We start from the raw sequence: 23,376 nt of genomic DNA, 5'->3' as shown, positions 1-23,376 counted from the left end.
ACTGCCTGTCGTCCGCCGCCCCCGCTTCCCGCATTTCCGACTGCCCGCTGCTCGGAGGCTCCATGCCCACCCTCAGGACCGTCCGCGGAGCCATCGCCCTGGCGACGCTGCCGCTGACCGCCCTCGCTCTGACAGCCTGCTCCGGTACCGCCCATGGCGGCAGCGCCGACCAGAGCGCCGCCTACCGCCTCACCGCCTCCACCGCCGCTGCCAAGGGCGACATCGACGGCTTCACCTGGTCCCTCTTCGCAGAGCCGACCTCGATCGACTACGCCTATTCCTTCGACTACCCGCCGAACACCGTCCTGGCCAACGTCTGCGAGAGCCTGCTGCGCTGGAATCCGGACCTGACCACCTCACCCGGCCTCGCCTCCGCCTACACCAACCCGACCCCCACCACCTGGGTCTACACCATCCGCAGCGGCGTCCACTTCCACGACGGCAAGCAGCTCACCGCCGACGATGTGGTCGCCTCGCTGCGCCGGAACCTCGACCCGAACGTGGGCAGCGACTGGGCCTACCCCTTCCGCAATGTGAAGTCGGTCGACAGGACAGGGCCGATGCAGGTCACCGTCACCCTGAAGACCCCCGACTCGACCTTCAACAAGTACCTGGCAGCCAGCCCGGGAACCGTCGAATCCGCAGCCACGCTCAAGGCCGACGGCAAGGACTACGGAAACCCCGCCAAGGGCGTCAACTGCACCGGACCGTTCTCCTTCTCCTCCTGGAAGCCCGGCCAGTCCATCGTCCTCAAGCGTTTCAACGGCTACTGGGATCGGGCCCTGCGTGCCAAGGCCGGGCAGGTGAAGTTCGTCTTCCTCGCCGACGCCACCGCCCGCGTCAACGCCTTCCAGACCGGCGAGGTCGACGGTGGCTGGATGGTCCCACCGACCTCCTACGCCCAACTCGCCGCCTCCGCCAAGGGAAGGCTCTACTACGGCCAGAACACCACGGTCGCCGACGAGGTCGTCAACAACCTCAAGGGCCCGCTCGGCAACGCCCAGGTGCGCAAGGCGCTGCTGATGGCCATCGACCGCAAGGGCATCATCAAGGCGGGCGTGGCCGGAGTCGGCGACGCGGCCGACAACCTGGTCACCCGCAACAACTGGAACGGCAGCCCGCGGGGCACCGTCGACAGCACGCTCAAGGCCCTTCCCAAGTACCCCTACGATCCAGCCAGGGCCAAGCAGTTGGCGGCCGGGGCGGACGTCACCGGGCAGAGGGTCGTCATCGCCACCAGCCCGCTGGACTCGCAGACCACCATCATCACCCAGGCCATCGCCCAGGCCGCCACAGCCATCGGCCTCAAGCCGCAGATCGACACCGTCTCCCCGGACAAGTACACGGCGCTGTTCACCGACCCGGCCGCGCGCAAGGGCATCGACCTCTTCCTGACCTTCTGGTACACCTCCATCACCGACCCGTTGGACATGTACGGCTCGCTGCGGACCGGCGCCTACAGCAACTACGGCAACTGGTCGGACCCGCAGTTCGACGCCGCCGTCGACCAGGCGGTCGGCGCCGCCGACCCGGCCGCCCGTACCGCGGCCGCCGCCAAGGCGCAGCAGATCGCCATGGACCAGCTGCCCTGGCTGCCGCTCTACACCGAGCCGGTCTCGGTCTTCCTCGGCAACCGGATCACCGGGGTCAAACCCTCCATCGACTATCTGTACTACCCGTGGGCGGCCGAGATCGGGGCCAAGGAGGCAGCGGGATGAGCGTCGCCGTGGCCGTGCTGCGCAAGCTGGCGGGCATGGCCGTGACCCTGCTGGTCACCTCCTTCCTGGTCTTTTCCTCCCTCTATCTCGCCCCCGGCGACCCGGTCTCCTTCCTGGTCCGCGGCCGCAGCCCGAGCCCGGCCGAAATGGCGGCGATCCGCAGGCAGTTCGGCTTCGACCAGCCCTTCCTGGAGCGCTACTGGCACTGGCTGGACGCGGTGCTGCACGGCGACTTCGGCCACTCCTACCTGTTCCACGAGAGCGTCGGCGCGGTCATCTGGTCCCGGCTGCCCGCCTCGCTGCTGCTGGTCGCCGTCGCCACGCTGATGATCGCGGTGGTCGGGATCGGGGCGGGCGCGCTCGGCGCGCTGCGGCGGGGCACCCGCACCGACAAGGGAGTGCTGTTGCTGGTCACCGTCGGCGCGGCGGTGCCCTCCTTCGCCGCCGCGATCGTGCTCCGCTCGGTCTTCGGGGTCCGCCTCGGCTGGTTCCCCACCATCGGCAACGGCAACGGCCCGCTGGACCAGTTGCATCATGTGGTGCTGCCCGCCGTCGCCCTGTCGGTGACCTTCATGTCCCTGGTCACCCGGGTCACCCGCACCGCCATGCTGGACCAGCTCGGCAGCGAGCACGTCGAGGTGGCGCTCAGCCGGGGCACCCCCCACCGCACGGTGCTGCGCCACCATGTCCTCCGCAACGCGCTCGGCCCGATCGTCACCGTTTGCGGGCTGCTGGTCTCCGGGATGCTGGTGAGCACCGCCATCGTGGAGACCGCCTTCGGGATGTCCGGCATCGGCTCGCTGCTGGTGCAGTGCGTCGACGAGCTGGACTTCCAGGTGGTCCAGGCTCTCGTGCTGCTGGTGGTCGCCGTTTTCGTGGTCGTCAACACCCTGGTGGACCTGGTCTATCCGCTGATCGACCCGCGGGTCGCCGCCCAAGGAGGAGCCCGATGACCGCCGCTGCCCCCACCGCCCTGCAGCGCCGTCCCGGGACGGGCTGGCTGCGGCGCGGGTTCCTCGCGCACGGCCTGCTCTTCCGGATCAGCCTTTCGCTGCTGCTCCTCTTCGTTCTGGTTGCACTGTTCGCGCCGTGGCTGGCCCCGCACGATCCGACCGTCGGCGACTTTGCCACCGTCATGGCCGGCCCCAGCGCCGACCACCTGCTCGGCACGGACCAGGGCGGCCACGACACCTTCTCCGCCCTGTTGGAGGGGGCCCGCACCAGCCTGCTCGGGCCACTGGGCGTGGTCGTCTTCTCCAGCCTGTCCGGTATCGCGGTCGGCCTGTGGAGCGGCTGGTGCGGCGGACACGTGGACGCGGTGATCGGCCGAGTCCTCGACATCCTCTTCGCCTTCCCCTCGCTGCTGCTGGCGATCCTCGCGGTCGCCCTCTTCGGCAAGGGACTGGGCGCACCGGTGCTGGCCATGGCCATCGCCTACCTCCCCTACAGCGCCCGACTCGTGCGCGGCCTGACCACCCAGGAGAAGACCCGGACCTATGTGGCCGCCTATCTCGTGCAGGGCCATGCCCCGGCCTTCGTCGCGGTGCGGCGGCTGCTGCCCAACATCGCGCCGACGGTGCTCGCCCAGTCCACCGTCAACTTCGGCTACGCGCTGCTGGATCTGGCTGCTCTGTCGTTCCTCGGACTCGGCGTGCAGCCGCCGACGCCGGACTGGGGAGCGATGATCAACCAGGCACAGACGGCGCTGCTCGCCGGCCGGCCGCTCTCCGCCGTAGTGCCGGCCGCAGCCGTAGTACTGGTCGTGGTCGCCTTCAACGTCGTCGGCGAGCAGTACGGCGACCAGCTCGCCGGACGGGAGACACGGTGACCGTCCCCGCACTCCACGACACGGCACTCCTGTCGATCGACGCCCTGACCGTCGAACTCCCTGGCGCGGCGCGCCCCGTGCTGGACGCGGTCAGTCTGCACGTCGCCGCCGGCGAAATCGTCGGCCTGGTCGGCGAATCCGGCTCCGGCAAATCGGTCACCGCCCGTTCCGCGCTCGGCCTGCTGCCGCCCGGCGCACGCACCAGCGGCCGCGTCCAGGTCGATGGCGTCGACCTGAACGGCGCGCCTCCGGCAGCGCTGGCCCAGGTCCGCACCGGCGCCGCCGCGATGGTCTTCCAGGACCCGCGGGCCGGTATCAATCCGGTCCGCCGGCTCGGTGACTACCTCACCGAGCCGCTGCGCCAAGCCCACGGCTGGCCCCGCCGCCGTGCCGAGGACCGCGCGCTGGAGCTGCTCGCCGCAGTCGGCCTGCCCGACCCGCCGCGTCACCTGCGTCAGTACCCGCACCAGCTCTCCGGCGGCATGCTGCAACGCGTCATGATCGCCGGGGCTCTGGTGGGCGAACCCCGGCTGCTGCTCTGCGACGAACCCACCACCGCACTGGACGTCAGCACCCAGGCCGAGATCATGGCCCTGCTCGGCCTACTGCAGCGTGAACACGGACTGGGACTGCTGCTGATCACCCACGACATCGAACTCGCCGCCGCCAGCTGCGACCGCGTCTACGTCATGTACGCCGGCCGGATCGTCGAATCCGCCCCGGCCGCCGAGTTGTTCGGCACCCCCCGCCACCCTTACACCATCGGCCTGCTCGGCTCCACCCCACCGCTCGAAGGCCCACTGGAGCGGCTGCGCCCGGTCCCCGGCGCACCGCTGGGGCTCGCCGAATCAGCCCCGGGCTGCGCCTTCGAGGCCCGCTGCCCCTACGCCGAACCCGGCCGCTGCGACCAGTTCCCGCCCGAACTGCTGTCCCTGACGGAGCACCGGGCGGCGGCCTGCGCCCGTGTCGCCGAACTCCCCACCACCGCCAGGGAGATCCACCCATGACCGCCCTCCTCGAAGTCTGCGAACTCCGAAAGACCTACGGTCCCGTCACCGCCGTCGACGGCGTCTCCTTCACCCTGCCGCACGGCGGCGCGCTCGGATTGGTGGGAGAGTCCGGGTCCGGCAAGACCACCACCGCCCGAATGCTGGTCGGGCTGGAACGCCCGGACGCCGGCACCATCCACGTCCTCGGCCAGCCGCTCGCCCCCTCGGTCCGCGACCGGGCAGCACGGCTGGCCCGCGCCAAGGCCGTCCAGATCGTCTTCCAGGACCCGTATCTCTCCCTGGACGCCCGCCTCAGTATCGGCGCGACCGTCGAGGGCGTCCTGCGGCTGCACGGCCACCACGACCGGGCGGCTCGCGCGGCCCGGGTCCGCGCCCTGCTCGCCCAGGTCGGCCTCGGCGGCCGGGAGGCCGCAGCCCTGCCCCGCCAGCTCTCCGGTGGTCAGCGCCAACGCGCCGCGATCGCCCGAGCGCTGGCCGTGGAGCCGGCCGTCCTGGTCCTCGACGAGGCGGTCTCCGCCCTCGATGTCTCCGTCCAGGCGCAGGTGCTCAACCTGCTCGCCGACATCCGCCGCGACTCCGGCATCGGCCTGGTCTTCGTCAGCCACGACCTGGCCGTGGTCCGCTACGTCTGCGACGAAGCGCTCGTCCTGTTCCGCGGGCGCCCCGTCGAACACCGCCCCATGACCGAACTGCTCACCGATCCCCAGCACCCCTACACCCGCCTGCTCCTCGGCTCCGTCCCCCACCCCGGCTGGAACCCGGACGACATCGCCCAACGCCGCCGCACCCTCAGCGCGTCCAGCGCGTCGGCTCGAGCGTAGGCATGGACCTTCTGAGCACGGCCCACGAAGGTGTCGCGGTGGGCGCTGGGGCCTGCCACCCGGCCCGCGGGGCTGCGGTCCGCAGCTGGCCTCCTGCGCTCGCGGGGAGGCGGCATGCGGCGCTGAGGGCGCGCTCGTCGTCATGTTCCAAACGAGTACTTCTCCAGCCAGCGGCGAGCGCCTACTTCGGCGGCGGATTCGCGAACGGTCAGGACGGCGAGGAACTCGCCGATGGCGTACGCGAACACCGCCGGCATCATCTACTCGCCCGGAGCCGGTTCATCCGCCCCGTCGTTCAGCCCCGACGGACGTACCCTCGCCTTCGTGGAGGACGGTGACCAGGGCGAGGCCTTCGGTCCGGAGGACAGCCGCGGGCGTGTGGCGCTGTGGGACGTCACCGATCCCCACGCTCCCGTCCCCCAGGGGGGAATGGCATACCAGGACTCGATCAGCATCTCGGGAACCGTCGCCTTCAGCCCCACCGGGCACTTCCTGGTCACCACGGTCTCCGAGTCGGTGGACGTGTGGAGCGGCGATCCCGAGGACGACGAGCACCAACTGTGCACCGCCGTCGGCGATGCGATCGACCCGAAGGAGTGGCAGAAATATGTGCCCCACGAGAGGTACACCCCGCCCTGTGAACAGCCCAACGTTCCGGACGTGATCCATCCGGTGCCCACCGGCGCGCCGTGACGGCACGCCGATCGATTCCGACGCCCGTCCTCGCATCAGCCTGACGCGCACCACCGTCGAATCTCGCCAGTGCGGGTGCAGATAAAGCATCCGCCCGGTTCACGGCCCCGATCGCCTGTCGCCGGCCGTGCCCGCCCCTCGCCCCAATGTCCTCACTCGTCCAGAACATCGACTGCATCATGATCTGTCGTGCTGTCGCGCCTGACCCACCTCGCCACGACCAACGCCCTGACCACCTTGCCGAGGCGCGCTCGCTGATCGACCCGGTCGTCTCCGGTGCCGGCAGCCCGGCCGCCGCCTTGGCGATGGTGTTCAAGCTTGTTGCATCTGCCCAGGCCCGATGGCGGGCGATCACCGGTGCCCACCTGGTGTCGCTCGTCCGGGCGGGGGCCGTTTCGAGAACGGTGTACCGGTTGAGCGGCCGGAGGCCGCGCAGCCGGGCCGGCTGGTCAGTCGGCGAGACCGCCGTTGCTCTTGAGCAGTTGGCCGGTGATCCACTGGCCCTGCGGTGAGCACAGGAAGTCCACCAGGTGAGCGGTGTCCTGTGGGCTGCCCAGACGTCCCAGCGGTGTCTGGCGCAGTACCTGGTCGCGGATGTCGTCGGACATCCATCCGGTGTCGATCGGGCCGGGGTTGATCACGTTGGCGGTGATCCCGAGGTGGGCGAGTTCGTGGGCAGCGGCCAGGGTGATGCGGTCGAGTGCGCCCTTGCTCGCCCCATAGGGCACGTTGCCGACGGTGTGGTCACTGGTGAGGGCGATCACGCGTCCGGTCCCCGGAGTGCCGCGGAAGCGGCGGCCGAACTCACGGATCAGCAGCCAGGTGGCACGCGCATTGACCGCGAAGTGGCGGTCGAAGCTCTCCAGGGTGGTGTCGAGCAGGCCAGAGTCCACCGACTCGCAGTGGCACATCACCAACGCGGTGATGTTGCCGAGACTGCCCTGAGCCTGGTCAAAGACTCGCTCTGGGGCCTCAGGATCGGCGAGGTCCGCCTCGACCGCCGCGGTGAAGGCGCCCCGTTCCTCCAGGGCCTTGGCGATGGTGTCCGCGGCGTCGGCCTCGATGCCCCAGGCCATGCGCGCGTCGTACGGCGTCCAGTACGTGAACGTTCCAGCCTGCCTCCGCCAGTCGGCGAGCGATCTCCGCACCGATTCCGATGGACCGGCCGACGCCGGTCACCAACGCGACCGGTCTGGCGGCATCGAACAGCGGCTTCTCATCAGCAGTCGTCACAAAGCGCAATCGTTCGGCCTGCTACCCGGGGAGGGCAACCCGATTTCCCTTCAGCTCATCCACAAGTCTTGACGGTTGCTCGTGCGGTCGACGACCTGTGTGTCGTTCAGGGGCCGATGCTGTCCAGTTCAGCCATGTCCTCGTCGGAGAGGCAGAGCCCGGCGCCTGCAATGTTCTCGCGCAGGTGGGCGGTTGACGAGGTACCCGGGATGAGCAGGATGTTCGGCGAGCGTTGCATCAGCCAGGCCAGCGCTACCGACATCGGCGTCGCCTCCAGCCGGCTCGCGACCTGCGAGAGGGCTTCGGACTGTAGCGGCGTGAAGCCTCCCAGGGGGAAGAACGGCACGTAGGCGATGCCGTCGGCGGCGAGGTGGTCCACGAGGTCGTCGTCGTGGCGGTGGGCGAGGTTGTACATGTTCTGCACGCACACGATCGGGGCGATGCCACGTGCCTCTGCGATCTGCTCCGCGGTGGCGTTGCTGACGCCGAGGTGGCGGATCAGGCCCTCTCGCTGGAGGCCGACGAGCGTTTCGAATGCTTCGGCGATCGAGCCGGGCTGGGGGCCCTGGGCGTCACCCATGCGCATGTTGACCAGGTCAAGGGCCTCGACGCCGAGGGATTCGAGGTTCTCGTGGACCTGCTTGCGCAGGTCTTGGGGGCGCCGGGCCGTGGGCCAGCCGCCCTGCGCGTCGCGGTTTGCGCCCACCTTGGTGGCGATGAACAGCGACTTCGGGTAGGGGTGCAACGCTTCGCGGATCAGCTCATTCGTGATGCGCGGTCCGTAGGCGTAGCTGGTGTCGATGTGGGTGATTCCGAGGCTGACTGCCTCGCGCAGGACGGCCAGGGCGCCGTCGTGGTCAGCGGGCGGCCCCATGACCCACGGTCCGGCGAGCTGCATCGCTCCATAGCCGTAACGGGTGACGGTCGAGTCGCCGAGCGTCCGGATTCCGCCGGGAAGAGGTGTGGAGGGCGTGTTCATCGTGATGCCTTTCACCAAGTGCCAGGGGTGGTGTCTCCGGTCCCCTTGCACCAGGATTGAAGACGAACTTCCCATCGGGAAGTAGGCACTCTGAAGTGCGTAACTACCCCAGAGGGTGAGAGGCGAGATCAGTGGCGACGACGAAGGCCGACAAGAAGGCGGAGTACAACGCTTTCCTCGCGGTGTGCCCCAGCCGCCAGCTCCTCGACCGGATCTCGGACAAGTGGGCCGTCCTGATCCTGTGCGCGCTGGGCGGTGACGCGTCCGAACAGCCCGGCGCATCGCACGCCCCGAAGGCGATGCGCTTCTCCGAGCTGGCCCGGCTACTGGCCGGCGTCAGCCAGAAGATGCTGACCCAGACGCTGCGAGCCCTCGAACGCGACGGCCTGCTCACCCGCACCGTGACACCCACGGTCCCCGTCACCGTCACCTACGAGCTGACTGACCTCGGCCTCTCACTTCACCACCTGACACGCGGGCTCAGGCAGTGGGCACAGACCCACATGGACCAAGTCCTCGCCAACCGCGACAAGCACGACGCCCAAGCTTCCTAGCGTGGACAGCGTTGTCCGTCTCTGCTGCGGACCGAGATGAACCCGACCTTGCGTGACGTGCAGTGGACGCGGATCGAGCCGCTATTCCGGACCGGACGCCGCGACCGGGCTGAGGCCAGTCGATCGGCGCAGTTGCTGGTCCTGGAATCGGTCTGCCGACTCCGCCGCAGACCGTTGCAAAGGATCGGGGCTGAGCCGGCTACCGGCTGCGGGAGGGGCTGGCCGGGCTGGTGTCTGTCCATCGGTGAACGCTGCGCTCAGGAATATCCCTACCCACCTGGGACTTTGCAGTGACGTTCAACCGGATCAGCAGTCCTGGGGGTAGGGATGAAGAACGAACGTGCGCTGGTCGTCGGCGGTGGCGGGGTGGCCGGAATAGCCTGGGCTACGGGCGTGCTGGCCGGTCTCGCTGACGCCGGGCTCGATGTCACCGACGCGGACGCCCTGTTCGGGACCTCGGCCGGGTCGGTGGTGGCCGCACAGCTCACCAGCGGTGTGGAGCCGCCGGCGCTGTTCGGGGCGCAGGTGGACCCCGCGCTGCAGCAGAAGGAACTGACACCGAGGGCAGGCGCGCTCGTCGAGGCCTTCGAGTTCGCCGCGAAGGTCGACGCCGAGGTCACCGACCCGGTGCAACGCCTGCGTCGGATGGGCGAGATGGCTCTGGCCGCCGAAACCGTGACCGAGGCCGCCCGGCGGGCAGTCATCGAGGCCCGGTTGCCGTCCCACAGGTGGCCGGAGCGCAATCTGTCGGTGATCGCCGTGCACGCTGTCCGCGGTGAGACCCGGATCTTCGACCGCAGCTCCGGCGTCGGCCTGGTGGACGCTGTGACGGCGAGCTGCGCCATTCCCGGCGTGTGGCCTGCCGCGACGGTCGGAGACGACCGCTACATCGACGGCGGCGTCCGTTCGCTCACCAACCTTGATCTCGCAGCGGGCTACGCCCGTACTCTCGTCATCGCTCCGATGCCCGACCCGGTACTGGATGCAGACGCGGCCTCAATCGCGGAGCGGGGCGGCCTGATTGAGGTCATCACCCCCGACGATGCCGCTCTTGCCGCCTTCGGCACCGACCCGCTGTCCCCTGCCAGCAGGACCCCTGCGGGCCACGCCGGTTTCGGCCAGGGCCGGGCGGCCGCGCAGGAGATCGCCGCGCTGTGGACCATGGCGTAGCACACGGCGCGACAGGGTGGCCGTCGCCGACGGCATCGGCCCTCAGAACGGAAGCCACCAACAGCTCGGACGGATGACGGGGCTTCCCGGCCCTCACACGCGACGAGGAGAGCGGCGGCAGTCCCCGGGGCTGTCGCGCAGGGCCGCTGGAGCCACCCGCCTGGTTCACCGGGGAGCCGGCTGTGCCGATCCCGGCCAGCGGGCAGGATCGGCACGACGGCGTACGTCATCAGGTTGTTCGTCCCTCGTTGTCCTGCGTGGCGGCGCGCGAGGCGCCGGTGGAGGCCACCAGACCGGCGAGGGCGAACGCCAGCGTGGCCAAGGAGGCCGCCAACCCCTGGCGCATTCGGCGAAAAGTGGACAGCGCAGGCAACAGGAACTCCCGTGTTCATCGGTGCGGATCATCAAGTCGCGCCCCGACCGAGTCCGCGGCGGACCGGTCGGCGCGGCAAGGTCCGTGCAGGCGAACGGCGGTGAGAGGCCGCCGGGGGCCAATCCAGTGGGGCAGCTGCCCCCTCGAGCGCGCCCGCGGCAGCCGCTCGTCATGCCTGTGCTGGAGTCACACCGCCGTGAAGGTCCACTCCATGTTGGGACTGCTGTTCCCGGACCACTGCTTGGTCACGGAGCCCGAGGGCACGTTGCCGCCGCCGTCGAGGACGAGGCCGGTGGTGCGGTTGACGATCCAGTACCTGGCGCCACCGCGGGGCGTGATCTGCCACTGCTGGTTGGTGCCGCCGTTCCAGGGAGCCTGCTGGGCGGCGGAGCCGTTCGTGGTGGCGCCCCATCCGTCGGCGACCATGCCGTTGGTGCGGTTGACCAGCTTGTAGTAGCCGTTGCCGAGCTCGACGGCCTGCCACTGCAGGTTGGTGCTGCCGTCCCAGGTCCACTGCTTGAGGTTGGAGCCGCTGGGGACGTTGCCGCCGCTGTCCAGCACCAGCCCGTCGGTGACGTTGGTGATCCTGAGCAGGGCCGAGGGGTTGAACTGCACCTTCATCGACACGACGGCGTCGTTGTTGCCGGTGTTGCGCAGGTCGGCGTTGTCGGAGGTGAAGGTCCAGGCGGTGCCGGTGAAGTTGTCACCGGGGTAGCCGATGATCTGGTAGCCGGGGGCCAGCTTCAGGGAGGACAGGCTGGGACTGGGCAGTCCGGCGAGCGTCAACTGGTCAGCCGTGTAGGAGCCGATGGGGAGCACGGCGTAGCCACCGGAGTAGTTGACGTCCTGGTAGGCCACGGCCCCGGCCAGTGGCTGCAGGGTGGGTATCCGGCCGGAGAAGGTCAGCTTCACGACGTAGGCGAGGGCGGAGAACGGCGCCGACGACGGCAGGGTCACGTGCAGCCCGGTCGAGTCCTGCGTTGGGGTGGGCAGGTTCGTGTACGTGCCGGCGGTGGAGTTCAGGAGCTGCACCGAGGTCAGGGAGCTGACGTCGATCCGGGCCGAGTTGAGCGTCGATATCGTCAGTGTGCTGCCCGGCCAGCCGAGGACCGTGGCGTACAGGACGGCGTCGTTCTTGTTCCGGGTGAAGCGGATGTCCTGCGGGGTGCCTGCTTGCGGGGTGGTGAAGGCGCCGCCGCCCATCTGCGTGGGACCTTCGCCGTATGCGGTCCAGGCCCGGGTGGAGTACACCGACTCACCGAAGCGCTTCAGGTAGTCGCCGATGCCGAGGAGGATGTCCTGCTGTGCCTGGGGGATGGTGCCGTCCGCCATCGGAGCGATGTTGAGCAGCATGTTGCCGTTCTTGCTGACCCGGTCGATCAGTGAGTGCAGCATCTGCTGGGTGCTGTAGTAGCCGATGCCGTTCGTGTAGCACCAGCTGGAGCTGGAGATGCTGTCGTCGGTGAGCCAGTAGGGGGCGGTGATGTCGGCGGGGCCGCCGCGCTCGTAGTCGAAGACCTCGCCGTGGCTGTCGAAGCCGTCCTTGTAGGTGGCGACGACTTCGCGACCCCAGGTGTTCGCCTGGTTGTAGTAGTACGACAGGAAGTTCAGCCGCTGGCCCTCGTCGACCTTGGACAGGTCGAAGTCCTCCCAGAGGATGTCGGGCCGGGCGAGGTCGATGACCTCCTTGAGCTTGTCGTACCACAGCTGGTTCTCCGCCGTGGTGCCCAGTTGCCCGTACAGCTTCTGCAGGCTCGGGTCGGACTGCGTCGGCACGTGGTCGTAGTAGCCGTTGAAGTTGTACGCGTGGTGCATGGCCACCAGGAGCTTCAGCCCCTTGGCGCGGATGGAGTCGGTGAACAGCTGGAGCAGGTTGAGCTTCGGTCCCTTGGCGACCGAGTTCCACTCGTTGACCCGGCTGTTCCACATGGAGAAGCCGTCATGGTGTTCGGCGACCGGCCCGGCGAACCTCGCGCCCGCGTCGACGAACAGCTGCGCCCACTCGTCGGGGTCGAAGTTGCCGCCCGCCGACTTCAGCCTCGGTGCGAACTGCACGAAGTTGCCCGCCAGGTCCTTCGCCCCGTTGATGAAGTTGTGGTACGGCCACACGGACGGGTCGCCGTAGGTCGCGATGTGGTGCTGGTTGACCGAGTCTCCGCTGATGTACATCCTGCGCGGATACCACTCGTTCCCATAGGCCGGAACGCTGAAGACGCCCCAGTGGAAGTAGATGCCGAACTTGGCGTCCTGGAACCACTCGGGGGCGGGCGGGTGCTGGTCGAGCGAGGGCCACGACGGTGTGTAGGTGCTCGGTGCCGCCTGTGCGACGCCGGACCCGAGGCTGCCGCCGGCGACGGTCGCCGCCGCTGCACATGTGGCGGCGGCCAGGAACTGGCGTCTGTTGAACGAGTTCGGCATGAGGACATCCCTGAGGTGGGGGACAAGGGGAGACACGACGCCCACGGCTCTGGAGCGCCGCACGTTACGCATGAAGTTCGACCATGTGACGCGCGGATGTCAACGGGCGTGCAGGGATGAAAGCAAGCTCTTAACTCAAAGGTTCATACGGAGTTAGACAGTTATGTCCCGTTTATTAATCGTCAGACATGGCATGTTTGCGCGATGCGATGTGCGAAGGGCGCACCGCCACACGGAAAGCCCGAGGACAAGCCGCCGACGCATCACAAATACGCATCATTGATGGGATCGATTCGACCCCCGAGCCATCGCAGGCTGCTCCAAGTCCCCCTGGTTTGCAGTGGATTCTGCCAAGACCTAGACAGGGCCCTCGGTCGCCGCCTATACATACATCCCATCTCTCCGATGTGGCGGCCCGCAGTCGTCGCCCTGCACACCCTCTCCCGCTCCGGGACCAGCGCGAGGAAGTATCGATGAGACTCAGAACTGCTCTCTGCTCCACCGCCTCGGCCCTGTCCGCCCTGGCTCTGCTCAGCGCCTGCAGCAGCGGCTCGGGCACCGCGTCCGCATCGAGCGACGCGCCGCTGGTCGGCGTCGACTACCCGCGTTCCGACACCGACTTCTGGAACTCGTACATCAAGTACACACCGGAGTACGCCAAGCAGCTCGGCCTCTCGTTCAAGACCACCAACTCGCAGAACGACGTCGCCAAACTCACCTCCAACGCACAGACGTTCATCAGTCAGGGCGTCAAGGGAATAGCGATGGCCCCGCAGGACACCGCCGCCATCGCCCCCACCCTGGCGCAGCTGGAGGCCAAGAAGATCCCGGTCGTCACGGTCGACACCCGTCCCGACACCGGCAAGGTCTTCATGGTCGTCCGCGCCGACAACCGCGCGTACGGCGAGAAGGCGTGCAAGTACCTCGGCATCAAGCTCGGGGGCAAGGGCAAGGTCGTCATGCTCCAGGGCGACCTCTCCTCGATCAACGGCCGTGACCGCACCGAGGCGTTCAACGCGTGCATGAAGGCGAACTACCCGGGCATCAAGGTGTTCGGCGAGGCCACGAACTGGGACGGTGCGGTCGCCGCGCAGAAGCTGCAGACGGACCTGACCGCCAACCCGGACATCAAGGGCGTCTACATGCAGTCCAGCTTCGCACTGTCCGGGACGCTCCAGGTGCTCAAGCAGAAGGGGCTGTTGGCCGGCCCGAAGGACAAGAAGCACGTGTTCGTCGTCTCCAACGACGGCATCCCGGAGGAGCTGAAGGACATCGCCGCCGGGCAGATCGACGCCACGGTCTCCCAGCCGGCCGACCTCTACGCCAAGTACGCCCTGTACTACCTGAAGGCCGCGATCGACGGGAAGACGTTCCAGCCCGGCAGGACCGACCACGACAGCACCATCGTCAAGGTCCGCGACGGGCTGCTCGAGGACCAGCTCTCGGCTCCGCTCGTCACCGCCGACGGCGCCACCTACGGCGGCGTGCCCAGCGTCAAGAGCGACGACAAGTCGCTGTGGGGCAACCTCGGCTGACACCACGTCCCGAAGACCAACGGCGAACACCACCAAGGCGGTTGAGATGAGCGACGGGGAACGAGCAGTCCGCCCCGCACCCGCCCCGACGGACGACGGACGGGTCCCGGCAGATCCGCCCGTCGTCGAGGCGACGGGCGTGGTCAAACGATTCGGTCCTACGGTGGCCCTGAACGGCACCCGGATCACCATCAGGCCCGGCGAGACGCACGCGCTCGTCGGCCGCAACGGCGCCGGCAAGTCGACCCTGGTCTCCGTCCTCACCGGCCTGCAGGCCCCGGACGAGGGAACGGTGACCTTCGGCGGCAGCCCGGCGCCACGGCTCACGGACCGCGACGCCTGGCGCCGGCGTGTGGCCTGCGTCTACCAGAAGTCGACGATCATCCCCACGCTGACCGTCGCCGAGAACCTCTTCCTGAACCGGCACGACCACGGCCGCCACAGGCTCATCAGCTGGCAGGGCGTACGCCGCCGCGCACAGGACCTGCTGTCGACCTGGTCCGTGGACGTCGACCCGCAGACGCCCGCCGCCGATCTCAGCGTGGAGCAACGACAGTTCGTGGAGATCGCCCGGGCCCTGTCCTTCGGTGCCCGGTTCATCATCCTCGACGAGCCGACCGCCCAGCTCGACGCCGCGGCGATCAACCGCCTCTTCGACCGCATCCGCGACCTGCAACGGCAGGGCGTGACCTTCCTGTTCATCAGCCACCACCTGCAGGAGATCTACGAGATCTGCGACATGGTGACGGTGTTCCGGGACGCCCGCCACATCCTGACCGCCCCGGTGGCCGAACTGCCCCGCACCGAACTCGTCGCCGCCATGACCGGTGAGGCGGCGGCCGACCGGCGCGAGGAGCGGGCGAGCACCCTCGACGCCGGCGCCCCGGCCGCGCTCAGCGTCCGGGGTCTGGGCGGCGAGACCTACGGCGACATCACCTTCCAGGTCGGCGCCGGGGAGATCGTCGGGCTCGCGGGGGCCGCGGGCAGCGGACGCACCGAAGTGGCCGAGACCGTCGTGGGACTGCGGGCCGCAGACAGCGGCGAGGTGGAGATCGCCGGCAACCGTCCACGTCCCGGCAGCGTGCCCGCCGCGCTCGCCGCCGGCGCCGGGTTCGTCCCGCAGGACCGGCACCACCAGGGCTTCGTGCCGGACATGTCGATCGCGGACAACGCCACACTGTCCGTTCCCCGCAGGCTCGGCAGGAACGGATTCCTCAGCCGCAGCCGACGCGACCGGCTCGCCGAGGGGATGATCGAGCACCTGGCGATCAAGACACCCGGCCCCGACCTGCCCGTCTCCGCCCTCTCCGGCGGCAACCAGCAGAAGGTCGTCATGGCCCGCGCCCTCGCCGACGACCCCCGGCTGCTGGTTCTGATCAATCCGACCGCGGGCGTGGACGTGCGCTCCAAGGAGTTCCTCCTCGGAAAGGTCGAGGAGACCGCGCAGACCGGCACCGGAGTGCTCATCGCCTCCGACGAACTCGACGACCTGCGCATGTGCGACCGGGTCCTGGTGATGTTCCAGGGCCGTGTGACCTCAGAGATCGCCCGCGGCTGGCACGACCACGAACTCGTGGCCGCGATGGAAGGAGTGGACCTCGATGCCTGAAACCGTCCTCGCCGACACCGCCGCAGCCAAGGGCACGGAGCCTCGGGCGAAGCGGACCGCGCTGCTCGGCGGCCGGATACCGCTGGCCCGGCTGCGCGACCTCGCCCTCGTGCCCGCCATCGTGGTCATCGCGATCGTCGGCCAGATCGTCAACCCGGTCTTCCTGCAGGTGGACAACCTCATCAACGTCCTGCAGACCATGTCCGAGATGGCCCTGCTGGTCCTCGCCCAGACGATGATCCTGATCGTCAAGAAGATGGACCTGTCGCTGGAGTCCACCATGGGGCTCGCACCGGGCGTCGCGGCCTGGCTGGTGGTGCCGGCCGGCGCCGGGCACGGTCTCGGCCTGCTCCCCGGCGCCTGGGCCATCCCCGTCACCCTCGCCGTGGGCGCGCTCGTCGGAGTGATCAACGCCCTGCTGATCATCCGCTTCGGTCTCAACGGCTTCATCGTCACCCTCGGCATGCTGATCGTGCTGCGGGGCGTCCTCACCGGCATCTCCGGCGGCCAGACCTTCTTCCAGCTGCCACCGTCCATGCTGTACCCGGGCACCGCCGAATGGTTCGGGATGCCCGCGTCGATCTGGATCTGCCTGGTGCTGTTCGCGGTCGCCATCGTCGTCCTCGGCTGGACCAGCTTCGGCCGCTCGCTGTACGCCATCGGCGGCAACGTCGACGCTGCGAAGGCGGCCGGCATCCGTACCGACCGGGTGCTGTGGATCGTCATCGTCACCGGCAGCGTGCTCGCCGCCCTCGCCGGGCTGCTGCTGTCCGGCCGCCTCGCCTCGGTCGCCTCCGCACAGGGCAACGGCTACATCTTCACCGTCTTCGCCGCCGCCGTCATCGGCGGAATCAGCCTCAACGGCGGCAAGGGCACCATGTTCGGCGCCTTCAGCGGCATCCTGCTGCTGTTCATGATCCAGAACGTGCTGACGCTCGCGGGCGTCCCCGCACAGTGGATCGGTGCCCTCAACGGCCTGATCATCCTGGTCGCCCTGACCATCTCGCGTATCACCGGCGGCAAGGTGCAGGAGTGAACCGGGCGGCCGTCGCCGCCGCACACCGCTCGCCGCTCGCCCTTCCGTCGCAGGGGGCCGTGTTCCCACCTGCTCTCACAGGAGTTGCCGTCATGTCCTCTGCCGTGTCCGCTCCATCGGCATCTGCCCGTATCACCGCCCTCGACGTCCTGGACGTGCGGTTCCCGACGTCCGAGCACCTGGACGGGTCGGACGCGATGAACCCCGAACCCGACTACTCGGCCGCCTACGTGATCCTGCGTACCGACGCCGGCGACGGGCTGGAGGGCCACGCCCTGGCCTTCACCACCGGACGCGGCAACGACGTGCAGGCCGCCGCCATCGCGGCCCTCGCACCCCATGTGGTGGGCCTGTCCGTCGAGGAGGTCTGCGGCGACCTCGGAGCCTTCTCCCGCTCCCTCGTCCACGACCCTCAACTGCGCTGGCTCGGACCGGAGAAGGGGGCGATTCACATGGCCACCGGCGCGGTGGTCAACGCCGCCTGGGACCTCGCGGCCAAGCGTGCGGGCAAGCCCGTGTGGCGCTTCCTCGGCGAGATGCCGCCCGAGGAACTGGTCGCGCAGGTCGACTTCCGCTGGCTCAGCGACGCACTCACTCCAGAGGACGCCCTGGACATCCTGTGCCGTGCCGAACCGGGCCGCCAGGAGCGCACCGCCCGCCTGCTGGAGCGCGGCTACCCCGCCTACACCACCACCCCCGGCTGGCTCGGCTACTCCGACGAGAAGCTGGCCCGCCTGGCCCGGGAGGCCGTCGCCGCCGGCTTCACCCAGATCAAGCTGAAGGTCGGCGCGTCGCTGGAGGACGACGTACGACGCATGCAGGTGGCCCGCGAGACGGTCGGCGCCGGCATCCGTATCGCCGTGGACGCCAACCAGAGATGGGACGTCCAGGACGCGATCGACTGGGTGCGCGCCCTGGCGCCGTACCAGCCGTACTGGATCGAGGAACCCACCTCCCCGGACGACATCCTCGGCCACGCCGCCGTCCGCAAGGCCGTCGGCCCCATCAAGGTCGCCACCGGCGAGCACATCGCCAACCGGGTCGTCTTCAAGCAGCTCCTCCAGGCCGGCGCGGTGGACATCGTGCAGATCGACAGCGCACGGGTCGGCGGCGTCAACGAGAACATCGCGATCCTGCTGCTCGCCTCGAAGTTCGGCGTGCCGGTGTGCCCGCACGCCGGCGGTGTCGGTCTGTGCGAGATGGTGCAGCACCTGTCGATGTTCGACTACGTCGCCGTCTCCGGGACGGCCGAGAACCGGGTCATCGAGTACGTCGACCACCTCCACGAGCACTTCACCGACCCGGTGCGCATCGCCGACGGTCACTATCTGGCGCCGGAACTTCCCGGGCTGAGCGCGCAGATGCACCCGGAGTCCCTCAAGGAGTACGCCTACCCCGACGGACCCGTCTGGACCGCCCGTGTCTGATGCCCAGACCCTCGTCGACGCCCACCACCACGTGTGGAACCTGGACATCCGGCCGCAGCCCTGGCTGGACCAGCCCGGGCACGAACCGCTCCGCCGCAACTTCAGCTCGTACGCCCTGCGATCGGCCGCGACCCGGCCGATCGCCGGACGACGGCTGACGAGTACGGTGCTCGTCCAGTGCGTCACGTCCGTCCCCGAGACACGCGACCTCCTCGCCCTGGCCGAAAGCGACCCGCTGATCGGCGCCGTCGTCGGCTGGGCGGACCTGACGTCCCCGGCGATCGGCGACGTCCTCGACGACCTGCGGACGGGCTCTGCAAGCCGGTACCTGCGGGCCGTCCGGCACATCGTGCAGGGCGAGTCCGACCCGCACTGGCTGCAACGCCCGGAGGTCGAGCGGGGGTTGCGAGCGGTCGCAGAGCGCGGGCTCGGGTATGACGTGCTGATCCGCAGCCACCAGTTCCCGCAGGCGATCCGTCTCGCGGAGAGGCTGCCGGAGCTGTCCCTCGTCCTGGACCATGCGGGCAAGCCGCCTCTCGTGACGCGGGAACTGGCCGACTGGGCACAGCAGGTGCGGACACTGGCCCGGCATCCCCAGGTCCGCTGCAAGGTGTCGGGGCTCGTCACGGAGGCCGACCACGAGAAGTGGACCGTCGACGACATCCGCCCGGTGTGGGACGTCCTGCTCTCCGCCTTCGGCCCCGACCGGCTGATGTTCGGCTCCGACTGGCCGGTCTGCGTCCTCGCCGGCGGCTGGAACCGCTGGGCGGCCGCCGTGGACGAACTCCTGGGCGACTGCTCCGGCACCGAGATCCACGCGGTGCTCGCCGGCACCGCGACGGACTTCTACCACCTGACGCCTGCCCCGACGAAGGAGGGGACGCCGTGCTCCTGACGGACCTGCTGCACCCCGGAATCCTCGAAGCCCTGGCCGGAGCCGGCCACGGCGCCCGCGTCCTGCTCGCCGACGGCCACTACCCCGCCAGTACGGCCGCCGGAGAGCGGGCCAGGACCGTCCACCTCAACCTGAGGCCGGGTCTGCTGGACGTCACCACCGTGCTCGACGCCCTCCTGCGCGCGATCCCCGTCGAGTCGGCCCAGGTGATGGTGCCGCCCGAGGGTGAACCGGAGCCGCCGGCCATCGCCGAGTACCGCGCCAGGCTGGCGCCCGCCCCGGTGGAGACGCTGGACCGGTTCGCCTTCTACGACGCCGCGCGCTCCCCCGACCTGGCGCTGGCCATCGTCACCGCCGACATCCGTACGTACGCCAACCTGCTGCTGACCATCGGCGTCCGCGCTGAAGGGACCCTGACCCCACGATGACACTCGCAGTCCGCTACACGGCCGCCCGCACCCTGGACACGGCGCCCGCCGAGGCCTCCTCCCCCGGCCCCGGCGAGGTGGAACTGGCGCCCGCCTACGTCGGCATCTGCGGCACCGACCTGCACATCTTCCACGGCGACATGGACGCCCGGGTCGCCGCGCCCGCCGTCCTCGGACACGAGATGTCCGGCCGCGTCGCACGCGTCGGGCCGGACGTGGAGGGCTGGCAGCCCGGTGACGCGGTGACCGTGATGCCGCTGCGCTGGGACGGAACCTGCCCGGCGTGTGCCTCCGGTCACCGGCACATCTGCCAGAACCTCGACTTCATCGGCATCGACTCGCCGGGCGCGATGCAGCAGCGCTGGACCGTGCCGGCCGCTACCCTCGTCCGGCTGCCCGGCTCCCTCGCCCTGGACCGGGCCGCACTCGTGGAGCCCACGGCCGTGGCTGTGCACGATGTCGGCCGGGCCGAGGTGCGGGAGGACGAGCGGGTCGTCGTGGTCGGCGGCGGACCGGTCGGGGTGCTCATCGCGCTGGTGGCGCGGGCCGCCGGTGCCGAGGTCCGCGTGGTGGAGCTCAGTACCCACCGACGCCTCCTGGCCGAGGAGTTGGGCCTGACCGCGTGGGACCCGGCCGCCGACGACGTGCCCGAACTCGTCCAGCGGTGGACCGGCGGCGCGGGCGCGGACGTCGCCTTCGAGGTCTCCGGCGCCGCGGGCGGTGTCGGCACCGCCGTGGAGGTACTGGGCGTGCGCGGCCGCCTGTGCCTGGTGGCGATCCACCCCCGCCCGCGCGAGATGAACCTGCACCGCTTCTTCTGGCGGGAGCTCACCCTCGTGGGCGCCCGGTTGTACGACCGCTCCGACTTCGAGCGGGCGGTGACCCTGGTGGCGGACGGCACGATCCCCGCCGAGCGGCTGATCAGCAAGGTCGTGCCGCTCACCGAGGCGCCCGCGGCCTTCGAGGCGCTGGAGGCGGGCGGGGACGTGATGAAGATCCTGGTGGACTGCGGCAACGACGCGACGGGAGCCTGAGATGCCTCTTTTCGATCTGACCGGCAGGCTCGCCGTCGTCACCGGCGCCCGGCGGGGCATCGGCCGGGCCATGGCCCACGCGCTCGCCGAGGCCGGCGCGGACGTCATCGGCGTCAGCGCCTCGCTGGAGGAGTCCGGCAGCGCGGTGGAGAAGGACGTCGTCGCCGCGGGCCGCACCTTCGAGGCGATCCGCACCGACTTCGCCGACCCCGACGCCGTACGGGCCCTGGGCGCGGACCTCGCCGGGCGCGAGCGGCCGGTGGACATCCTGGTCAACAACGCGGGCACGATCCGCCGGACCCCTGCGGCCGAACACACGGACGCCGACTGGGAGCTGGTGCTCCAGGTCAACCTCAACGCCCAGTTCGCGCTCACCCGGGCGGTCGGCGCGGCGATGGTGGCCCGCGGCCAGGGCAAGGTCGTCTTCACGGCCTCGCTGCTCAGCTTCCAGGGCGGCATCACCGTCCCCGGCTACACCGCCGCCAAGCACGGCATCGCCGGACTGACCAAGGCACTGGCCAACGAATGGGCCCCGCACGGCGTGAACGTCAACGCCATCGCGCCCGGCTACATCGCCACCGACAACACCCAGGCACTGCGGGACGATGCGGTGCGCAGCAAGGCGATCCTGGACCGCATCCCCGCCGGACGCTGGGGGGCCTCCGACGACCTCGCGGGCGCCACCGTGTTCCTGGCCTCGGACGCCGCCGCCTACGTCCACGGCACCGTCCTGCCCGTCGACGGCGGATGGCTGGGCCGGTGACCGCGTCTGTCGTCTCCGTGCTGTCCGGCGCCCGGATCCTGCCGGTGCTCACCGTTCCGTCCGTCGCAACCGCGGGCCCGCTCGCCGACGCGCTCACGGCGGGCGGCGCCCGGTGCGCCGAGGTCACCTTCCGTACCCCGGACGCCGAGCAGGTGGTGAAGGCGATGGCGGCGCACGGTGGGCTGGCGGTCGGCGCGGGCACCGTGCTCACGTCCGAGCAGGCGGAGCGGGCCGTGGTGGCCGGGGCCCGCTTCGTGGTCTCCCCCGGTTACGACGCCGAGGTCGTCGCCACGTGCCGCGAGCTCGACGTACCCGTCGTACCGGGTGTCGCCACCGCCACGGAAGTGATGCGCGTCCTGCGCGCCGGTCTCGACACGGTCAAACTGTTCCCCGCCGAGCCGCTCGGCGGCATGGGCATGCTCAAGGCACTCGCGGCTCCGTTTCCCCGGGCACGCTTCCTGCCGACCGGAGGCATCGGCCCCGCTCACCTGCCCGGCTACCTTGCCCACCCGGCGGTCCTCGCCGTCGGCGGCAGCTGGATGGCGACCACCGGCCACGTGGAGCGCGGCGACTACGACGGGATCCGGCGGCTGACCGCCGAGGCCGTCGAGAGGAGCAGGGGATGAGCGCCCCCGAGGTCATCGCCCTCGGCGAGGTGATGCTCCGCTTCGACCCCGGCGAGGGCCGCGTCTGCACCGCCCGCACCTTCCACGTCTGGGAGGGCGGCGGCGAGTACAACGTCGTACGCGGACTGCGCCGCTGCTTCGGCCTGCGCACGGCCGTCATGACCGCCCTGGTCGACAACGCGGTGGGGCGGCTGGCCGAGGACCTGATCCTCCAGGGCGGAGTCGACACCTCACTGATCCGCTGGGTGCCCGGCGACGGCATCGGCCGCACCGCCCGCAACGGGCTGAACTTCGTGGAGCGGGGCTTCGGCATCCGGGGCGCGCTGGGTGTCGGCGACCGCGCCAACACGGCCGTGTCCCAGCTGCGCAAGGGGGACGTCGACTGGCACGCGCTGTTCGCCGCGGGCCCGCGCTGGTTCCATACGGGCGGCATCTTCGCCGGCCTGTCGGACACCACGGTGGACGTGGCGGACGAGGCGATGGCCGCGGCACGCCGGCACGGCGTCACCGTTTCCTACGACCCCAACTACCGCCCGAGCCTCTGGGCCGACCGCGGCGGTGCCGAACGGGCCCGCGAGGTGGACCTGCGGCTCGCCCGGCACGCCGACGTGGTGGTGGGCGCCCTCGGCCTGGCCGGACCCTGCCCCGGAGCGGTGCGCGTCCGCGCGGACGAGGTGCCGGAGGCGCTCGCCGAGGTCGCCGACCTGCTGCCCGAGGCCAAGGTACTGGCCACCACGCTCCGCGGCGTGCCCTCGGCAGGCGTGAACGACTGGTCCTCGGCGGCCTGGTCACCGGCGACCGGCTTCGTCGCGGGCCCCGACATGCCCGGCCTGCACGTCCTGGACCGCATCGGCTCCGGCGACGCCTTCGCGGCCGGACTCGTCTACGGGCTGCTGACGTCGGCCCCCGGGCCTGAGGACGAGTCCACGGCCGGTTCCGGGCCGGCTGACGGACGGTGGAGCGCCAAGGCGCCGCGGCACCGCCCCCTCGGCCGGGCCGGGTCGCAGCACGCACCGCTCGGGCGCCCCGCCTCCGAGCCGCTCACGGGTGCCGAGCCGACCGGTGCGCCGCTCACCACCGCCCTCCTGGAGCGCGCCCTCGCCTACGGCACGGCTCACGGCGCACTCTCCATGACGACGCCCGGCGACGTCTCCATGGCCTCGCTCGCCGAGGTCGAGGCGCTCGTGGCGGGCGGCTCGGCAGCCGTCAGGCGCTGAACGGCGCCT

At 70.1% G+C, this 23,376-nt stretch carries 20 protein-coding genes and 2 pseudogenes; 19 read left to right on the top strand and 3 right to left on the bottom strand.

Annotated features, from left to right (window positions below):
* Positions 1 to 62 precede the first annotated feature (62 nt).
* The 7 genes and pseudogenes from GQF42_RS36485 to GQF42_RS47830 form a co-directional block, all read left to right on the top strand.
* Positions 63 to 1,718 carry an ABC transporter substrate-binding protein gene (locus GQF42_RS36485; RefSeq protein WP_158927069.1) on the top strand — a complete coding sequence of 552 codons (1,656 nt, stop codon included), beginning with the start codon at positions 63 to 65 and terminating at the stop codon, positions 1,716 to 1,718.
* The gene (locus GQF42_RS36480) at positions 1,715 to 2,671 is read left to right on the top strand and encodes an ABC transporter permease (RefSeq protein ID WP_158927068.1); all 957 of its coding nucleotides are present in this window, start codon (positions 1,715 to 1,717) and stop codon (positions 2,669 to 2,671) included. The genes GQF42_RS36485 and GQF42_RS36480 overlap by 4 nt, the downstream gene beginning before the upstream one ends.
* Positions 2,668 to 3,546 (top strand): ABC transporter permease, encoded by an 879-nt coding sequence (locus GQF42_RS36475; RefSeq protein WP_158927067.1) that lies wholly within the window; start codon positions 2,668 to 2,670, stop codon positions 3,544 to 3,546. Before GQF42_RS36480 ends, GQF42_RS36475 begins: the two co-directional genes overlap by 4 nt.
* Positions 3,543 to 4,553, top strand: coding sequence for an ABC transporter ATP-binding protein (locus GQF42_RS36470; RefSeq protein ID WP_158927065.1), 1,011 nt, complete (start codon positions 3,543 to 3,545; stop codon positions 4,551 to 4,553). The genes GQF42_RS36475 and GQF42_RS36470 overlap by 4 nt, the downstream gene beginning before the upstream one ends.
* Positions 4,550 to 5,377, top strand: coding sequence for an ABC transporter ATP-binding protein (locus GQF42_RS36465; protein ID WP_158927063.1), 828 nt, complete (start codon positions 4,550 to 4,552; stop codon positions 5,375 to 5,377). The genes GQF42_RS36470 and GQF42_RS36465 overlap by 4 nt, the downstream gene beginning before the upstream one ends.
* A 231-nt stretch (positions 5,378 to 5,608) precedes the next feature.
* Positions 5,609 to 6,070, top strand: a complete 462-nt coding sequence (locus tag GQF42_RS36460) for a PD40 domain-containing protein (RefSeq protein ID WP_158927061.1) — start codon at positions 5,609 to 5,611, stop codon at positions 6,068 to 6,070.
* A 266-nt stretch (positions 6,071 to 6,336) separates the two neighbouring features.
* Positions 6,337 to 6,465: pseudogene (locus GQF42_RS47830) on the top strand (IS256 family transposase); the annotation flags it as partial.
* Between the two features lie 54 nt (positions 6,466 to 6,519).
* Here GQF42_RS47830 and GQF42_RS36455 read toward each other — a convergent pair.
* Positions 6,520 to 7,303, bottom strand: a pseudogene (locus tag GQF42_RS36455) (SDR family oxidoreductase).
* Between the two features lie 106 nt (positions 7,304 to 7,409).
* Positions 7,410 to 8,282 (bottom strand): aldo/keto reductase family oxidoreductase, encoded by an 873-nt coding sequence (locus tag GQF42_RS36450; protein ID WP_158927059.1) that lies wholly within the window; start codon positions 8,280 to 8,282, stop codon positions 7,410 to 7,412.
* Positions 8,283 to 8,413: 131 nt separating this feature from the next.
* On the opposite strand from GQF42_RS36450, the gene GQF42_RS36445 reads away from it, so the two are divergent.
* Both GQF42_RS36445 and GQF42_RS36440 read left to right on the top strand, forming a co-directional pair.
* Positions 8,414 to 8,836, top strand: a complete 423-nt coding sequence (locus GQF42_RS36445; RefSeq protein WP_158927057.1) for a winged helix-turn-helix transcriptional regulator — start codon at positions 8,414 to 8,416, stop codon at positions 8,834 to 8,836.
* Positions 8,837 to 9,163: 327 nt separating this feature from the next.
* The gene (locus GQF42_RS36440; RefSeq protein WP_158927055.1) at positions 9,164 to 10,006 is read left to right on the top strand and encodes a patatin-like phospholipase family protein; all 843 of its coding nucleotides are present in this window, start codon (positions 9,164 to 9,166) and stop codon (positions 10,004 to 10,006) included.
* 559 nt (positions 10,007 to 10,565) lie between these two features.
* Here the strand turns inward: GQF42_RS36440 and GQF42_RS36435 are convergent.
* Entirely contained in the window at positions 10,566 to 12,797 is a 2,232-nt protein-coding gene (locus tag GQF42_RS36435; protein ID WP_158927053.1) for an alpha-L-fucosidase, read from the bottom strand.
* Between the two features lie 473 nt (positions 12,798 to 13,270).
* Here GQF42_RS36435 and GQF42_RS36430 point away from each other — a divergent pair, with 473 nt between their 5' ends.
* The 10 genes from GQF42_RS36430 to GQF42_RS36385 all read left to right on the top strand — a co-directional run bounded on the left by GQF42_RS36430 (position 13,271) and on the right by GQF42_RS36385 (position 23,367).
* Positions 13,271 to 14,332 (top strand): sugar ABC transporter substrate-binding protein, encoded by a 1,062-nt coding sequence (locus GQF42_RS36430; protein WP_158927051.1) that lies wholly within the window; start codon positions 13,271 to 13,273, stop codon positions 14,330 to 14,332.
* A 46-nt stretch (positions 14,333 to 14,378) separates the two neighbouring features.
* Positions 14,379 to 15,941 carry a sugar ABC transporter ATP-binding protein gene (locus GQF42_RS36425; protein WP_158927049.1) on the top strand — a complete coding sequence of 521 codons (1,563 nt, stop codon included), beginning with the start codon at positions 14,379 to 14,381 and terminating at the stop codon, positions 15,939 to 15,941.
* Positions 15,934 to 16,977: an ABC transporter permease gene (locus tag GQF42_RS36420; RefSeq protein WP_158927047.1), complete on the top strand. Its 1,044-nt coding sequence runs from the start codon at positions 15,934 to 15,936 to the stop codon at positions 16,975 to 16,977. The genes GQF42_RS36425 and GQF42_RS36420 overlap by 8 nt, the downstream gene beginning before the upstream one ends.
* A gap of 92 nt (positions 16,978 to 17,069) precedes the next feature.
* Positions 17,070 to 18,404, top strand: a complete 1,335-nt coding sequence (locus tag GQF42_RS36415; RefSeq protein ID WP_158927045.1) for an enolase C-terminal domain-like protein — start codon at positions 17,070 to 17,072, stop codon at positions 18,402 to 18,404.
* Positions 18,397 to 19,299, top strand: coding sequence for an amidohydrolase family protein (locus GQF42_RS36410; RefSeq protein WP_158927042.1), 903 nt, complete (start codon positions 18,397 to 18,399; stop codon positions 19,297 to 19,299). Before GQF42_RS36415 ends, GQF42_RS36410 begins: the two co-directional genes overlap by 8 nt.
* Positions 19,290 to 19,727 carry an RbsD/FucU domain-containing protein gene (locus tag GQF42_RS36405; RefSeq protein WP_158927040.1) on the top strand — a complete coding sequence of 146 codons (438 nt, stop codon included), beginning with the start codon at positions 19,290 to 19,292 and terminating at the stop codon, positions 19,725 to 19,727. The genes GQF42_RS36410 and GQF42_RS36405 overlap by 10 nt, the downstream gene beginning before the upstream one ends.
* Positions 19,724 to 20,761, top strand: coding sequence for a zinc-dependent alcohol dehydrogenase (locus GQF42_RS36400; protein ID WP_158927038.1), 1,038 nt, complete (start codon positions 19,724 to 19,726; stop codon positions 20,759 to 20,761). Before GQF42_RS36405 ends, GQF42_RS36400 begins: the two co-directional genes overlap by 4 nt.
* A 1-nt stretch (position 20,762) precedes the next feature.
* Entirely contained in the window at positions 20,763 to 21,524 is a 762-nt protein-coding gene (locus GQF42_RS36395) for an SDR family NAD(P)-dependent oxidoreductase (protein WP_158927036.1), read from the top strand.
* Positions 21,509 to 22,150, top strand: coding sequence for a bifunctional 4-hydroxy-2-oxoglutarate aldolase/2-dehydro-3-deoxy-phosphogluconate aldolase (locus GQF42_RS36390; protein WP_158927034.1), 642 nt, complete (start codon positions 21,509 to 21,511; stop codon positions 22,148 to 22,150). Before GQF42_RS36395 ends, GQF42_RS36390 begins: the two co-directional genes overlap by 16 nt.
* Complete coding sequence (locus GQF42_RS36385; protein WP_233273605.1) at positions 22,147 to 23,367, top strand: sugar kinase; 1,221 nt, start codon at positions 22,147 to 22,149, stop codon at positions 23,365 to 23,367. The genes GQF42_RS36390 and GQF42_RS36385 overlap by 4 nt, the downstream gene beginning before the upstream one ends.
* Positions 23,368 to 23,376: the final 9 nt, after the last annotated feature.

The sequence above is a fragment of the Streptomyces broussonetiae genome (genome assembly GCF_009796285.1).
GTDB classification, from domain to species: domain Bacteria; phylum Actinomycetota; class Actinomycetes; order Streptomycetales; family Streptomycetaceae; genus Streptomyces; species Streptomyces broussonetiae.
This window is presented reverse-complemented; position numbering and strand designations above follow the sequence as displayed.